General features: G+C 39.5%; 10 protein-coding genes. 7 read left to right on the top strand and 3 right to left on the bottom strand.

The features are described 5' to 3' along the window. Positions 1-77: 77 nt before the first annotated feature. Together ABJQ32_05765 and ABJQ32_05760 are read left to right on the top strand one after the other, a co-directional pair. Positions 78-5447: a BspA family leucine-rich repeat surface protein gene (locus ABJQ32_05765; protein ID MEP5289136.1), complete on the top strand. Its 5370-nt coding sequence runs from the start codon at positions 78-80 to the stop codon at positions 5445-5447. 91 nt (positions 5448-5538) lie between these two features. Further along, complete coding sequence (locus ABJQ32_05760; protein ID MEP5289135.1) at positions 5539-5694, top strand: hypothetical protein; 156 nt, start codon at positions 5539-5541, stop codon at positions 5692-5694. A gap of 464 nt (positions 5695-6158) precedes the next feature. On the opposite strand, the gene ABJQ32_05755 is transcribed toward ABJQ32_05760, so the two are convergent. Further along, positions 6159-9164, bottom strand: a complete 3006-nt coding sequence (locus ABJQ32_05755) for a tetratricopeptide repeat protein (protein MEP5289134.1) — start codon at positions 9162-9164, stop codon at positions 6159-6161. Between the two features lie 270 nt (positions 9165-9434). On the opposite strand from ABJQ32_05755, the gene ABJQ32_05750 reads away from it, so the two are divergent. Then, on the top strand, positions 9435-11270 hold the full coding sequence (locus tag ABJQ32_05750) for a BspA family leucine-rich repeat surface protein (GenBank protein MEP5289133.1): 1836 nt from the start codon (positions 9435-9437) through the stop codon (positions 11268-11270). 195 nt (positions 11271-11465) lie between these two features. Here the strand turns inward: ABJQ32_05750 and ABJQ32_05745 are convergent, their stop codons facing one another. After that, on the bottom strand, positions 11466-12095 hold the full coding sequence (locus ABJQ32_05745) for a hypothetical protein (GenBank protein MEP5289132.1): 630 nt from the start codon (positions 12093-12095) through the stop codon (positions 11466-11468). 117 nt (positions 12096-12212) lie between these two features. After that, positions 12213-12542, bottom strand: coding sequence for a helix-turn-helix domain-containing protein (locus ABJQ32_05740; protein MEP5289131.1), 330 nt, complete (start codon positions 12540-12542; stop codon positions 12213-12215). An 86-nt stretch (positions 12543-12628) separates the two neighbouring features. Here ABJQ32_05740 and ABJQ32_05735 point away from each other — a divergent pair, with 86 nt between their 5' ends. From ABJQ32_05735 to ABJQ32_05720, 4 genes are all read left to right on the top strand, one after another. After that, complete coding sequence (locus ABJQ32_05735) at positions 12629-13168, top strand: dihydrofolate reductase family protein (GenBank protein MEP5289130.1); 540 nt, start codon at positions 12629-12631, stop codon at positions 13166-13168. 215 nt (positions 13169-13383) lie between these two features. Beyond that, the gene (locus tag ABJQ32_05730; protein ID MEP5289129.1) at positions 13384-14409 is read left to right on the top strand and encodes a histidine kinase; all 1026 of its coding nucleotides are present in this window, start codon (positions 13384-13386) and stop codon (positions 14407-14409) included. Further along, on the top strand, positions 14406-15158 hold the full coding sequence (locus ABJQ32_05725; GenBank protein MEP5289128.1) for a LytTR family DNA-binding domain-containing protein: 753 nt from the start codon (positions 14406-14408) through the stop codon (positions 15156-15158). Before ABJQ32_05730 ends, ABJQ32_05725 begins: the two co-directional genes overlap by 4 nt. Before the next feature lie 182 nt (positions 15159-15340). Then, positions 15341-16261 (top strand): DUF6268 family outer membrane beta-barrel protein, encoded by a 921-nt coding sequence (locus ABJQ32_05720; protein ID MEP5289127.1) that lies wholly within the window; start codon positions 15341-15343, stop codon positions 16259-16261. Positions 16262-16267 lie beyond the last annotated feature (6 nt).

Raw genomic sequence — 16267 nt, 5'->3', positions numbered from 1 at the left:
GTGCATGTCACCCTTCAGGGCAGGTGGATTTATTCACCTTATATCTCAATTATTTTTTAAACTAAATATTATCAGCGATGAATAAGAAATATCTATTCATTTTTTTCTTGGGTTGCATTTCGTTGTTGCCACTGCGTGCACAAGAATCAAACCCTTTTATCACCGAGTGGTCCACCTCATCTGATGGACAGGATATAACCATCCAACTCAATAGGACTCGCAGATATGACTTTACCTTCGAATGGAAAGATGCCAATGATTCCACCGTTGCATCTGGGGTGCACACCAAATTAGACGGGGATTTCACCACAACACTGTCAACGGCTGGTACTTACACCCTTTCGATCAGTGGTATTTTTTCACATCTGTTCAACTATCCCAAAAATCAATTACTAGATGTACTCAATTGGGGAGACATCCAATGGGAAAGCTTTGAGGGAAGTTTTAGTGAATGGCCTGGAGAAATGTTTAGTGCAACAGATGCTCCGGACCTAACGCAAGTAACGGATATGAGCAGCATGTTTGCAAACGCCACTTCATTCAATAGTGACCTAAGTGATTGGGATGTAAAGAATGTCGCCGACATGAACAGTATGTTCAGAAAAGCGTCCAAATTCAATCAAAACATAAGCTCCTGGGATGTAAGCAGAGTGACGGACATGTCACAGATGTTCGAAAATACCAGCTCCTTTAATACCCCTATCAATGACTGGAATGTCAAAAATGTGACCACCTTGCTTCGTATGTTTGAGGGAGCAGGTACTTTCAATCAAGATCTTAGCAACTGGGATGTCAGTAGCGTCACCGACATGAGACGAGTTTTTAGAAATACAGGCAATTTCAATGGAGCCATCAGCAACTGGAATGTTGAAAATGTTACTAGCATGGGTGGTTTGTTTTCCGGAGCGAGTAGCTTTAATCAGAACCTTAGCAACTGGAAAGTCAGCAATGTGGAATTGATGAAAGGACTTTTTAGTAATTCCGGACTTTCTTCCGCAAACTATGACCAGATACTAATCGGTTGGGCTGCATTAGAGATCCTTCAAGAAAATGTTCTTTTAGAGGCTCCAGATATTAAGTTTTGCTCAGGGGCAGAAGCAAGAGAGCGATTGATCAATGACCATGGCTGGATCATTAACGATGCAGGGAAGATCCCGTTCTGCGATGAGTTTGTCACGGAGTGGTCTCTTATAGCAGGACAAGCGCTCATTATCCCACTAAACCCTGACTTTGCGTACAACTTTAACTATGAATGGCGAGATGTCAATGGAAGAATTACAGCATCAGGTACACACACATCATTAGATGGTGATTTTACCACTGTTTTTTCAGCCGCAGGTACGTATACCTTATCGATCAGCGGAGCTTTTCCTCACTTCAGAGACTATCCAAAAGATCAATTACTGGACGTAGTACAGTGGGGGAATATTGTTTGGGGAAGCTTTGAAGAAAGTTTTGAAGGTTGGCCAGGTACAGGTTTCAGTGCTACGGATGTTCCTAACTTAACACAAGTCACCAATATGTTCGTTGCATTTAGAGATGCAGTCAATTTTAGTACAGACCTCAGTAGATGGGATGTGAGCAACGTTCAGAACATGTCTGGCATGTTTTCACGGGCACCACTATTCAACTCAGACTTGAGTGGCTGGAATGTCAGTAGTGCCACCAACATGGCGTTTATGTTCTTTCAATCTGTATCATTTAATTCCGACCTTAGTGCATGGGACGTCAGTAATGTCACAGACATGAATCAAATGTTTGTTGAGATCACTTATAGCCCAGATCTGAGTTTGTGGGACGTCAGTAATGTCACGAATATGGTTTCAATGTTTCAACGGGCATCACTATTCAATAGTGATATAAGTGGATGGAATGTAAGTAGTGTCACTAATATGAACCGAATGTTTACGGATGCGACCAATTTTAATGGAGATCTCAGCGGGTGGAATGTGAGCAATGTCACCAACATGTCAAGGATGCTGGAAAACTCAGGCTTATCTATAGAGAATTACGATGCTCTATTAATCGCATGGTCACAGCAAGATGTTCAGGAAGGTGTAAACCTGGGAGCAAGTAGCCTGTTTTTCTGTGAAGGAGAGGAAGCAAAAAATGTGTTAACCAATGATAAAAATTGGATCATTACCGGAGATGAAAGGTTTTGTACTATAGATATTCGGAACTTCACCATTGCTGGACAATTTGGATCAACGGTTATTAATGCCGCCAATTTTGAAATTGACGTATTACTACCTAAAGGAGCGGATCGTTCAGCACTTACTCCATTTTTCATACTATTTGACGGTTCCACCAGTGTCCCAGCGAGTGAAGAGTCACAGTCTTTCGTAAACCCGGTTACCTATACAGTGACAGCTGCAGATGGCGCTTCTCAAGCATGGACTGTACGTGTAGACAATTTCAAGTCTTTCATCACTTCATGGTCAGCAACTGCCGGAGAAAGTATTACTATTGGCCTCAATGGAAACCTTAGTTATGACTTCACCTATACGTGGAAAAATGTGGAAGGAGCGGAGTTAACCTCGGGCACGCATACTTCAGCAGATGGAGCTTTTGTTACGGATTTTATTGAAACAGGTGAGTTTACTTTAGAAGTCGAAGGCGCTTTCCCACACTTCCAAGACTACCCCAAAGATCAACTGCTAGATGTGAAGCAATGGGGAGATGTCGTATGGGAAAGTTTTAAAGAAAGTTTTCGATCATGGGGAGGTGAAAAATTTACTGCAAAAGATGTCCCTGATTTGAATCAAGTAACCGATTTCTTCGGGTTATTTCAGGGCGCGTCATCTTTCAATGGGGACCTTTCTGGCTGGGATGTAAGTAACGTAACTAATATGGAACGTACGTTCCGGTTTGCTTTAGCTTTCAATCAAGATATCAGTGGCTGGAACACCACTAATGTTACAACCATGAATCGGATGTTTGTAAATGCAAATGTTTTCAATCAAGATATTAGTGGATGGGATATCAGCAGTGTTGGCAACATGAGTAACATGTTGAATGGATCAGGAATTACAACGGATACCTATGATAAAATTCTAATTGGCTGGTCACAACAAGAAGTTCGTTCTGGAGTAATATTTGGTGCTTCCGGACGCTCATACTGTGAAGCTGGTGCTGCTAGAACAGTGCTTGACGATAATTTTGGATGGAGTATCACTGATGCAGGGAAGTTTCCGTTCTGCAATGAGTTCATTACCGAATGGTCTATATCGAGAGAGCAGGAAATCACCATTGAAATCAACTCAGCATTTGACTATGACTTTGAATATGAATGGAAAGATGCTAGCGGCATCACTACCGCATCGGGTGCGCATAAGTTATCAGACGGTGATTTTACCACTGCTTTTTCAGCTGCCGGTAGCTACACGTTAGCAATCAGAGGAGCTTTCCCTCACTTCAGGTATGATCACGCTAACAACCAGGATCTAGTAGATGTACTGAACTGGGGAGACATCCCATGGGAAAATTTTGCAGGTAGTTTCTATTTATGGTCAGGAGAATCATTTAGTGCTACAGATGTGCCTGACCTAAGTAGGACAACAAATTTGTTTTTGACATTTGCTGGCGCGACCAACTTTAATGGCGACTTGAGCAATTGGGATGTCAGTAATATCACCAACATGTCTGGCACATTTGGAGATGCCACATCGTATAATAATAATGGTAAGGACCTACACTCATGGGATGTGAGCAACGTAACAAACATGAGCTCCCTATTTGCAGGAGCATCCTCATTCAACAGAAGAATAGACGCGTGGGAGGTGAGCAATGTCACCAATATGAGTAGCATGTTTGAAGGTGCCACTGCATATAATAATGATGGTATTGATCTAAGACCATGGAATGTGAGCAACGTGACAGATATGGGCAGCATGTTTAAAGACGCGACCTCTTTCAACAGACGAGTGGATCAATGGAATGTAAGCAATGTCCAAGATATGAGTAGCATGTTTGCTGGTGCATCCAAATTCAACAGAAACGTTGACAGCTGGAATGCAGCAAAGGTTACTGACATGAGCAGTATGTTTGAAGGAGCCAGGTCCTTCAATAATAATAGTCTCGAATTAACGGACTGGAATGTAAGTAAGGTCACCAATATGAGTAGGATGTTCTTTGGTGCTACTTCCTTTAATGTCAAAGTTAAGAAATGGGATGTGAGCAAAGTCACAGATATGAGTCACATGTTTGCTGGAGCCACCACTTTCAATAGAAGTCTCAAAAAATGGAACGTAAGGAAAGTCACCAATATGAGTAGCATGTTTGAAGGTGCTTCTGATTTCAATGGCAACTTTGATAATCTAAATGACTGGGATGTGAGCAGCGTGACCAATATGAGCAGCATGTTTAAAAATGCAACTTCATTTGACCAAGAAATAAATGCGTGGGATGTAAGTAAGGTGACCAACATGAGTAGCATGTTTGAAAATGCAACTTCATTTAATGAAAAATTGAAAGCGTGGGATGTAAATAAGGTAACGGATATGAGTCACATGTTTCGAGGTATCATTAGTTTCAACAGGAATATAAAACTCTGGGACGTAAGTAATGTGACCAATATGAGTGGTATGTTCAGAAACGCTGATAATTTCTCTAGTGATCTAAACGATTGGGATGTGAGTAATGTGACGGACATGAGTGATATGTTTCGATCCATTGGAGTTATGTCAATGAGAATTGACGAATGGGACGTACGCAACGTGACCAATATGCGTAGCATGTTTGAAGGGGTTGAAATTCGTCATAAAACAGACGTAAGAAATTGGGAAGTAAGCAGTTTGAAAAATATGAGTCGAATATTTCATGGTACTACATTTGTTGCAAACATCTACGACTTGGATGTATTTGATCAAGACCTTAGCAACTGGGATGTAAGCGGTTTAGAAGCAGGAGCTGGCACAGGAGCCGACGAGGCATTTAATTTCTCTAATATCAGCAGAACCAATTATGATAAACTGCTGATCGGTTGGGCTGCACAAGAAAATCTGAATGCAGGGGTGCTTCTGGGAGCTAGAACAGTTGAGTTCTGCTCAGGAGCTGATGCACGTGAGCAATTGATCAGCGAATATGGGTGGATCATTGACGATGGAGGACGTAGGGGATCATGCAATTCCAGTAGATCTTCAGAAACCCAAAATGCTAGTGCAAGAACAGCAGAAGAGACAGCTACAGAAGAGACCCTCGAAGTGGAAGATGAATTAGCTGAGGCAAGCCTATTGATATATCCAAACCCAACATCAGATGTTTTGTCAATCCAATCCGCCGAAGCGGTGAGCATTTATCTCACAGACCTTGCGGGTAAGACCATTATTTCAGAAGTAACAGGTAAGAACCTAAAGCTAGACATGAGCACTGTCAAGTCAGGAACGTACCTGCTCTACATTCAAGATGGTGCAGAGCTACGAGTTAAGAGAATCATTAAACCTGAATAGGCTCGCAACACTAAGGACGCGAAACCTAAGGCTTTACATGGCGGCTCCAAAAGGGGCCGCCTTCATTTAATAGTTATCAACTATTTCAATCATGTTAAGAAAACTCTTGAAAAGATTAGACAAGGATAGCTTGCGGTTAAAAAAGACTGAATCCGACGAATGGATGGTTCATAAAGGCACATCTATTCTTTACATTGGCACAAAAGAAAAATGCGAGACGTTCAGGAATCACCAAGAAGGAATCTGATTTAGATCCTTCGTTCTCGCCATATTTTGCATGTTGGTTTCTGTAGATAGCGATGAGCTCTTACTCCTGCGTTTTTAAGTTAGACCCTTGAAATAAATGTTAGGATGACCATCAAGCAAAAGAACGACTAGATCAGTGGAGAACGCTATGCTGAACCTGCCTTGCCGCAGGCAGGCTCGTTCAAGCCTAGGTTTGTGTCTCCACAAACCTGATTAAAGAACAGCTGGAAGAGTGGAGGTAATCAGACACTTAGATCTAAGAGTTGAGGCCGGAGTTTTTCTGAGGGAGCTTCGCAAAACCGTAGGGAATGGCAGTGCAGGGAGCATGAGTGCCTAATAACCTGAATCCCTTTAAAATCTAAATATTTCTGCGTTTAGAAGATCTACAAGCAGCTTTGAGAGATTTACTGCGGTCGCCACGGATAAATCCCGTCCGGCTTAATTACAAAACTAGATAACGATGAGTTATGATAAATATTCAGAAGGCCTTTTGCCATAGCGTTTGATAAAAGCTTGCGTAAAATGAGCCGGGCTTTCAAAACCCACAGCGTTCGCGATCTCATGAACGGTGTTATACTTTTTGGTTTCAAGAAATTGTAAGGCGAGTTGTAATCGAATATCTCTGATAAACTTCCCTGGAGTGAGCCCTGTTGTTTTTTTCAGGTACCTCGATAATGTTCTTGAGTGCATGGAAGCAAAATCTGCGAGGTACTCCACCGACAATTGCGAATTAGACACCTGATCAATGACTTCATTTTCAAGTCGTAGCAATAGTTTTTCTGTATATGAACTTGAGATTTCATCTAGACCACTGTCAGCAGCAATTTCGATAGCGGCATTCTTGCGACTAATGGTATTAACTACAATGTTTTCAATCCGTGCAAGTAGCTCCTCTGCCTGAAAGGGTTTTACTACATAATCATCTACCCCAACTCGTAAACCCCTCAGCTTATCCTGCTCACCTGCGCGGGCAGTAATCAAGATGATAGGTAGTATTTTTTCTGGAAGCTCTGACTTTATTTTTTTAACTAATTCCAGGCCATTCATTCCAGGCATCATTATGTCAGACAATACTAGATCGACGCTCTTTGAAGATTTGTCAGTAAGATATTCAAAAGCCTCTATGCCATCTCTAGCTTCTATGACCTGATATCTGTCAGTTAGGAGGTCTTTGATGTATTTACGCATTTCCGTATGATCTTCAACCAAAAGTACAGTTGTTATTTCTGTCAAAGTCACTGTCTCTCGCTCCATAGATATGATATCGTCACTTGCTGAAGAAAGTGGGGATTCGCTACTCATTGTCTCAGCAACTGTATTCATAGGTAATGACACAGTAAATTCAGAGCCTTCTCCTAGTTTACTTTCTACTGAAATTTCTCCATCTAGTAGATTAACTATTTCATAAGACAGTGCCAGCCCCAGACCAGATCCTCCTTGACTCATGTTTGTTTTTTCTGAAATTGAGTTAACTGCTTGAAAATATCTATCAAACACCAACGGTTGATGTTCGGGAGCAATACCAACCCCAGTATCACCAACCGTTAGAACTACCTTTTCAATGGATTCGTTTTTGGTCAGATTTATGGTGATTTTACCACCCGGGTCTGTAAATTTCAAGGCATTGGAAATAAGGTTATTGATTACAGTCGTTATTTTTTCTCTATCAATACCCAGAAACAAAGACTCTGGAACATTCGTCTCAATGTTAATGTCTTTCTCCAGCGTTTGCAGTTGAAAAGTTGTGAGTATATTATGTACTAACAGACTCATGTCGGTTTCGCTAACAGTTATACTCGAAACACCTGCTTCCAGTTTTGAAATGTCCAGAATTTCGTTCACTAGTTTAGTGAGGTGATCACCATTTCTTTTGATGAGTTTGATTTCTTCTAGAGTCTTGGTGTTTAATTGGTGTCCTTCCCGGCTCAAAATATTGCTTAGTGGGCCTGTAACTAAGGTAAGGGGTGTACGAAACTCATGCGCAATATTCGTAAACCATCGAGATTGGCTTTGATTCAATTCTTTAATGGAATTGGACATCCGTTTTTTAGCTTGCCAGCTCCGATACATAAAAGCCGCAAACAGTACGAGTAAAATGAGAATAGAAAGCACAATCGCTATCCAAAGTTGTTGTTTGTTTATCAAAGCATCTCGTACTTTTATATTGGATTGGATGACTTCCCTTTCTTTTTGGAGAAGCGTGTTCTCTGCTTCCTTTTGTTTCAACTCATGCACAGCACTAAGCTTTGCTATTTCTTTAGTTTTTGAGATGCTGAATAATGAATCTTTGGCTGTCATATACTTCTCCAGGTATTTTAACGCTGCTTCATGATCTCTAATTGACTTACTTGACTTGTACATGATTTCAGAGGCGTCTTTAACATTTGATAAGTTGTTAGTCTCCTCGCTAATAGAAAGAGCCATTTTTGCATACTTTAATGCTAAATGTGGCCGTTCCATTTTGTGATAGATATAGGCTATCGTGTAATTAGAAGCAAGAACCATGGAGGTCTCCCCCAATTCTTTCCGTATTTTCAAGCCTTCTTTTGCATTTGCAAGTGCCAGCTGATACTGGTCCAATAGCAGGTAGGTCATGCCGATTTCATCTTTGGTTGAGGCCATCAAAGACCGATTTTCTAGCTCAGAAGCCAGCGTGTGTGCCTTTGTGAAATATTCCAATGCTGAATCATATTCATTTTGAAACTTATGAGCTAAGCCAATATTGAATAAGTTACTTGTAACACGATGTTTGTTGTCGCTCTTTTGATTGATTGCCAGTGCCTTGTTATAGCCTTCTAAGGCTAATGGATAGTTTTTCTGATTTAAATACACAGTGCTGATATTGTTAAGTACATTGGCAGTTCTGCGAGCATCTCCCATTTCTTCATAAATGGCTAATGCGATTAAATAGTATTCCAAAGCACTGGCAAAATTTGCTTCTGAGAAATACAGATTGCCCATATTTATTCGGTTACTGGCAATTCCGAGTTTATTTTCCAGTTCCTCATTTATAGCAAGCGCTTTTTTATGGTATGCCAAGGCTTCCGGGATATTTCCTTGAGTATTTAACACGATTCCCATTGCATTCAAAAGACTAGCAATCTGATTTTTATTAGCCAATGCCTCGTTAATTACCAGGGATCTTGAATAGTACTCAATAGCGCTATCATAATCATTGAGATAATAGTGGTTGTATCCAATGTTTTTAAGAGCAAGCGCTTGGTATGCGCTATCACCTATCGTTTTAGCAATAGACAAGGATTCTCTTCCATATGCCAAACCTTTATCTGGAGCGATATGCCGAAAACGAAAACTTAACGACGTTAATAACTTAGCTCTCGTTGTATCAGGTTTAGTATGTACCGTGAGCAAGTTTTGTAAACTATCAATCTGAGTCTGTTTACTTATCGCATGCAGTGATCCAAATGTTAGGATAAGGAAAACGATGCTAATTCTTTTTACTTCGCTCATCTGTATTTTAATAATTCAAGCAGATTCTGATCACCAAAATTCTCACTTTATTATCTAAGAGAATGACAAACATTTCAAATTTTAGTTTTGAAAAATAGAAATGTCCAAAAACAGATCATTTTTGTCAGTTTTTAGATAGTGACTGGTCTCCAAACCACCCTACGTTTGCAGAGCTGTTTTAATTACTTTGAGGGGATCATTCATTGATTGCAGATTCTCGAAACTAACAGATAGATTTTACAAACATTTCACTCTCCAATTATTAAAGTAATGACGAAAAAAATTCAACATCTCGTTTTTGTTTTTGCCACACTATTAATGGCAGCCTGCGTTGAAGATGATGGTATGTCTCCTGACCCAGAACCGGAGGAGACAAATAAAGCTCCCGTGATTAGCAACCAGACATTCACAGTTGGCGAGGATGTAGATGATGCAACTGGTATTGGAGAGGTACGAGCTAGTGATCCGAATGGGGATGCACTATCTTTTTCTATTTCAGTAAACAGTGGTAGCCTATTCGAGATCACTAAAGAAGGGGAGATTACTTTGGCGAGTGGAGAGTCGTTGGATTTTGAAATGGAGACGAGTCATCAATTGACAGTTGAGGTAAGTGATGGTAGTGAGCAATCTGATGCAATTATTACAATTTCGGTCACAGATGTAGACGAAAACATTCCTCCCGTGATACCTGCAAGTCAGTCGTTCAGTGCATCAGAAATCATCTTAGTGAATGAAGTTGGGACTGTACAGGCAAGTGATCCTGATGATGATGTACTTAGCTACAGCATTACTCAAGATGTGAGTAATTTGTTTGAGATTTCTGCTGATCAGGGAATTATCACCCTGCAAGAAGGGAAGCGCTTGGACTTTGAAATGGCTTCCTCTCATACCATTACAGTACAGGTGTCTGATGGAAAAGCAAGCGCATCTAGTGAGATTACTATTGAAGTAATTGAAGTTGACAGTGACGTGTTCATCACTGTGTGGAGGTCAGAAGAAACAGTGCAACTACCACTTTATTTGCCCACAACAGCGACTGCAACAAATTATGATTTTACTGTGGATTGGGGGGATGGTACCACCGGAGAGATAACTAGCTTCAATGATCCAGATGCCAGCCATACGTATGATAAAATAGCTGACTACACGGTTGTTATTTCGGGGACTTTGGTAGGTTTTAATTTTTTTCAGAATAGTACATCGAAGAACCTTATTAGGGATGTGATTCAGTGGGGAGGTGTTAAACTAGGAAATGATCGAGGTACTTTTTTCAGCTGTCGCTTTTTAGAAAAATTTTCTGCAACAGATGCACCTGACTTAACTGGCGTAACCAACATGAGAGGCTTTTTTCAGAATGCGTCATTATTCAATGGTGAAATTGGTCACTGGAACGTAAGTAGTGTGAGCATTATGAGTGGGATGTTCGATCAAGCTCGTGAATTCAATCAGGACATTGGGAATTGGGATGTGAGTAGCGTTACAGATATGAGTGAAATGTTTAGGCGTGCGAATGTTTTTAATCAGGATATAGGGAGCTGGGATGTTAGTAATGTGACCAGCATGAGGTCTATGTTTTTAGACCCGGATGAAAATGGTTCTTATGCGTTTAACCAGGATATTGGCAGCTGGGATGTAAGTAGTGTAACAGATATCAGTCAGATGTTTAACAATGCTTCTTCTTTTAATCAGAATATCGGCAGTTGGGATGTAAGTAGTGTAACAGACATTTCTGGCATGTTCACTGGAGCAAGTGTTTTTAACCAGGATATAGGCACCTGGAACTTGAGCAGTGCAACATCAACAGGTTTCATGTTCTATGGAGCGAACAGTTTTAATCAGGATATTGGCGATTGGGATGTAAGCAATGTAACACAGATGACTGGGATGTTCTGGAATGCGTTCGCTTTTAATCAAGACATCAGTGCTTGGGATGTGAGTAGCGTTACTGTTATTTCCAGAATGTTTGAGGACGCTATTGCTTTTGATCAAGATCTAAGCGGGTGGGATACCAGCAATGTAACCGACTGTTTCAAATTTGTTAGCATTAATACGCCGATTAACGAAACTGCAAAAGTCCCGATTCTAGGTCCTTGCTTTAAAAATTAATTCCATCTCAGTTCGATAAAACCAAAAAAAAGCTGCACGGGGCAGCTTTAAAGTGGAGTCGGAGGAGCTCACACCTATAAAATTATGCATTGATAATCAAATAGTTAAGAATTTATTTTCATACAGGTAACCGACTTGGTAACCGCGCATTTTGCACTTTTTTGGTCGTAATTGACTCCCGAACCCTCGTCCAGATCATCCTAAATTGCCTTGCTTCTTGGCTTGATGATTACCTGCCACAGCCAGCATTGTAAGAAGAATCAAGATTGAGAAAATCATTTGAAGGTTATGAATGAAACTAGTTCCGAACAGAGGAATACAAAACATCGCTAACAAAGGAATTCCCCACAAAACTGATGTACATACATGTAGTATATTCCAGGCATTTTCATTACTTATTTGATTCCTCCAAATTCTTGCAATACCCAATGCAAATAAATGCGAAGTTGTGTAAAGAAGTGAAGCATAGATTAGCGAAAAAAGTATTATTGACCAACTAACTAGATAGTCTTCACTTCGAAGTGGAACATCTGGTAACCATTGGCCAATCCAGGCGAGATCATTCCAGGTACTCTTTGCATTTATTCCTCCACTTGCAAATGATACAATTGGTAGCATCACCACGAACCCGATAAACCAAAACATTAGAATTCTAATCTTTTGATTTTTAGGCTGAATCCCTTCAGGAAGAGGCAATCTTGCCTTACTATAAGTAGTGATAAAATAATCCTTGATAAGGTTTCTGTACCTGAACACAACATACCAAACAGTCGAAAAAATCATAAACCAGATCAACTCATCAAGTTTTCCTATCCAATAATCCATAATAGCTTTTTTTGATACTTAATTTAATGATCCTTACCGAACCCTACCACACTCACCATATCGCTATCCGATCAAAGCGGGATAGAATAAGCAAAAGGTAATTTATTCGACTTATGCTTAGAGTCTCTTTCTGACATCATCCTTTATCTCATCGATGGTTCTCATCCTACCCCCTTCAATCCACTTGACTAAATCAGATTTCTTGAAATATACCTTCTTACCACGTTTGTAGAATTGAATTTCATTCTTGCTTGTCCTTCCATATAAGGTGGCTTTTGCATCACCCAAAAATTCAGACGCTTCATTAATATCCATGAATCTATCATTCTCAACCTGGTTATTTTCCAATTTGACGATTCTTTGGTCAATATCGGAAAGAAGGGTCTCAATTCTATCAAGTTGATTGTTAATAACCTCAAAAGGATTATAGGCTTTTTCGTTTGCCATAGTCATGTTTATTTTTTGAAATCAAGTGCTTGATGTACAAAGTGAAACAGATCAAATAACTTTATTCGGACTTATTGATAATCTATATGTCGAAAGTAACAATACACATGGTATCAAGTCTTGACGGCTTTATCGCTAATGAAGAGGGTACCATTGATTGGATGCGTTCAACCGATTCTTATGAAGAGGGGGTTGCGCTTACTGAAGATTACATCAATGAATTCCTTAAGTCTATCGATTGCTATGTTATGGGATCCAAAACCTATGAACATGCGGTAGAGCTGGGTTGGGCCTATGGTGATACTCCAGTTGTGGTATTGACTAACAGAGATTTAAAAGCTTTCAAAGAAAGCGTCGAGTTTTACTCAGGTGATCCTCGCAATCTTGCTAGCCAACTCAGATCAAAGTTTCAAAATATTTGGATGGTTGGTGGTTCTGAGACAACTAAAGACTTTTTGAAGCACAAGTTGGTCGATGAAATTGTAGTGACTTTTATGCCAATCCTACTAGGTGGAGGAAAGCTATTCTTTGACTACATCGGATCAGAGATCAAGTTGCATTTAAAAGATACGACTGCTTTCAATGATGGCATGGTTGAGTTGACCTATCAAGTATTAAAAGTCTAGCAGCGGAGGCACTGACCTATTATAATTAAATGATTGATTATCAGTTACTTAAGATTTTATGGTCACCGATTCTTTCGATTTTGTTTAATACTTTATGATTTGACCAAAATAGTTAAAATATCTTAAAGAATTGCACTAGTTCACTCATATGATGAACTTGGTCGCTAGTAACAAAGCAGACCCCATTGTTTAGCAAATACAAAAGACTATTTATTATGGCGTTAATCACATCGCCATTATTGGGCATTTATAATGTCACACCTATTTCATTATTGCTAAGTTCAGACCTTGTTATCTCAAACCTCCAGGCACCTTTTTTTGATAATCCATTTGGGTTCTTGCTGCCAGCTAGTTTCATAACGGTGAATGCGCTAATGCTGTGGGGGATTAACATATGGTTGGTCTCTTGGTTCCAAAGAGAGAAAATAACTATAAAAGGGAATCTGAGGTATCTACTATCCTACGCCTTTGTTTTTTTACTACTGCTTTTGATTCAACAAACAATGAATAAAGTACGACCAATTCCTATAGAGATAGGAAATATGCGGTATTTCCCTTTTATAGGTGCAATGGTCAACAACACGATTATTTTGATTCTCATTGAATTAATGTTGACAAGAAGCAGGAAGGCTCAGCTTGAGCTGGAAAAGGCTCAGTTAGAAGTGTTGAATGAAAAATCCAGGTACAATCAACTGAAGCAACAAATCAAACCTCATTTCTTATTTAATGCATTAAATACACTCAAATTACTCGTAAAGAATAAAACGGAAAATGCAGAAAATTTCGTGATTAACTTATCCAACTTCTTAAGATCTACACTAACAGACCAAAGCACTGAGATAATGCTTATCAAAAAGGATTTTGAGATATTTGAAGATTTCATGCAACTACAACAGGTAAGATTTCCTGATGCATTAAATTATGCATGCGACATACCATTAAAGGTTCAGGAAACAAATTATTTACCTGCTTTCACACTACAAATTTTAGCCGAAAACGCTACGAAGCATAACAGCATGAGTAAACAGCACCCCTTAAAGATTTCAATTAAGTACAAGAATGAGTCTATAATATTTTCGAACAATATTAATCCGAAGCGGAAGGAGCCTGAGTCTACTGGAATTGGCCTGAATAACTTGTCAGAGCGATTTCAAATACTGTCTGGATCTGATATTGCTGTAGAAAAGCAGGATAATCAATTCAAGGTATCTTTTAAAGTGATAGATAATACAAGAAAATGAGAGTTGTCATAATAGAAGACGAGCCATTGATGGCTCAAGAATTGGAAAATGAAATACTCAAGGTTGACGATAGCATTGAGATTCTTGGGAAGTTTGAATCCGTTAAGGATTCACTCACTTACTTGACTAAAAATGAATTGCCAGACCTGTTCTTTTCTGACATACAGCTTTCAGATGGTTTGAGCTTCGAAATATTTCAGGAAATTGACAATTCGATCCCAATAATTTTTTGCACAGCGTTTAATGAGTATGCACTTGAGGCTTTCAACGCCAATGGGATTGATTACCTACTTAAGCCATTTGATAATGAAGCTATTTCAAGAACGATTGCGAAATATAAAAAGCTTACAAAGCCTAAGGATTTATCCGGTGAACTCAGAAGTCTATTTCAAACGCTGAACAATGAGATTAGTCAGAAGAATTCATTATTGGTACATCGTGGTTCCAAAATATTTCCGATAAAAAATGCAGATGTTCGGCTAGCTTATTTAAACAACGGCATCACTTCCATCATCACGAAAGATCATAAAAAGCATATAGTAAATTACAGTTTGGATGCGCTGGATGACATTCTTGGAAAGGATTTCTACCGAGCCAATCGACAGATTATTATTCATAGGGAAGCAATCATACATGTCTCACAATACTTTGCACGAAAACTCCTTGTCGAGATTAAAATTCCTTTTGATGAGCGAGTCATTGTAAGCAAAGCCAATGCGAGTAATTTTCTAAAGTGGCTTGAGTCGTAGTATATCCTTCAAGTAAGTTAATCAGTTGAACACCTAAGCCCCTCTTAGATTCAAACATCCTTTTGCCCATTTCATAAAGGATATTGCCCGATAGATCGCTAATAGAGCTAACATTCCCTTTTTCATCCTCGTTTTTTGTGGCTAAAACTATCACTTAATCCTGATTTTTTAATAAAACACTTATGTCGAGACCTCTTATTTCAGGGATTATTCTAATCGCGTGCTTTAGCTACTCAACAGCTCAAATGATGTCATTCGATCCACGAGATGGCATTGATATAGCTGGTCTGGATGCGGGATATTTGCCGGATATTGGCGGACATTCAGTTACAAACTATGGAGCGAATCTTAACTTCATGAAACCTCTCTCTACATGGATGATAGGCTTTGGAGTGAATTATGAGTATTTGCAGTTCGATTTTGATGAAAGTGATATCAATACGGATCTATCCACCTATGAGCAGATCCATAGCATTAGGACAAACTTCTTCATTAGAAAGCCATTAAAGAATAATTGGTCAATCATGATATCAGTTGGACCGAATTTAATGTCTACCCTCGATGACGGTATTGGATCTGAAGACATCATTGTCAATACGTTGGGAGCAGTATCAAAGAGATGGGGTGACTTCAATAAAAATACGACACTTATGATTGGAGTATTGTATGGCTCACAGCTTGGGCGACCAACAATCATCCCTACTATCAACCTAAGAAGGAAAGTTAATGAAAAGCTGAGCTTCTCTATCGGAATCCCCATGACTGGGATCGATTATCGGATCGATGATAAAAACAGACTTTCCTTAAGCATGCGACCACAAGGAGTATATGCTAATAATCCAAATCCTGTCTTGGTAGAGAATGGTGAAGTGCTGGAAAACACCAAGTTGAGGTTCAATGGATTTAATGCAGAGCTATCATATCGCCGAAAGCTATCCAAAAATATTTCTGCGGTAGCAGCAGGAGGATTTGTCCCTGCTCCAATTCTCACAATAGAAGATAGTGCCAATAATGAACTGCTTGACCTCAACGCTGATGCAGGTGCTTTTTTTAGGATAGGATTAAGGTTTAGTGTGAGTCCAAAAATGGGTTTTGGAAATTGAAAACAA

Origin of the sequence: Marinobacter alexandrii (genome assembly GCA_039984955.1) — a bacterium.
Taxonomy (GTDB): Bacteria; Bacteroidota; Bacteroidia; order Cytophagales; family Cyclobacteriaceae; genus Ekhidna.
Note: the sequence above shows the minus strand (reverse complement) of the source record. Positions and strands in the feature narration are given on the sequence as shown.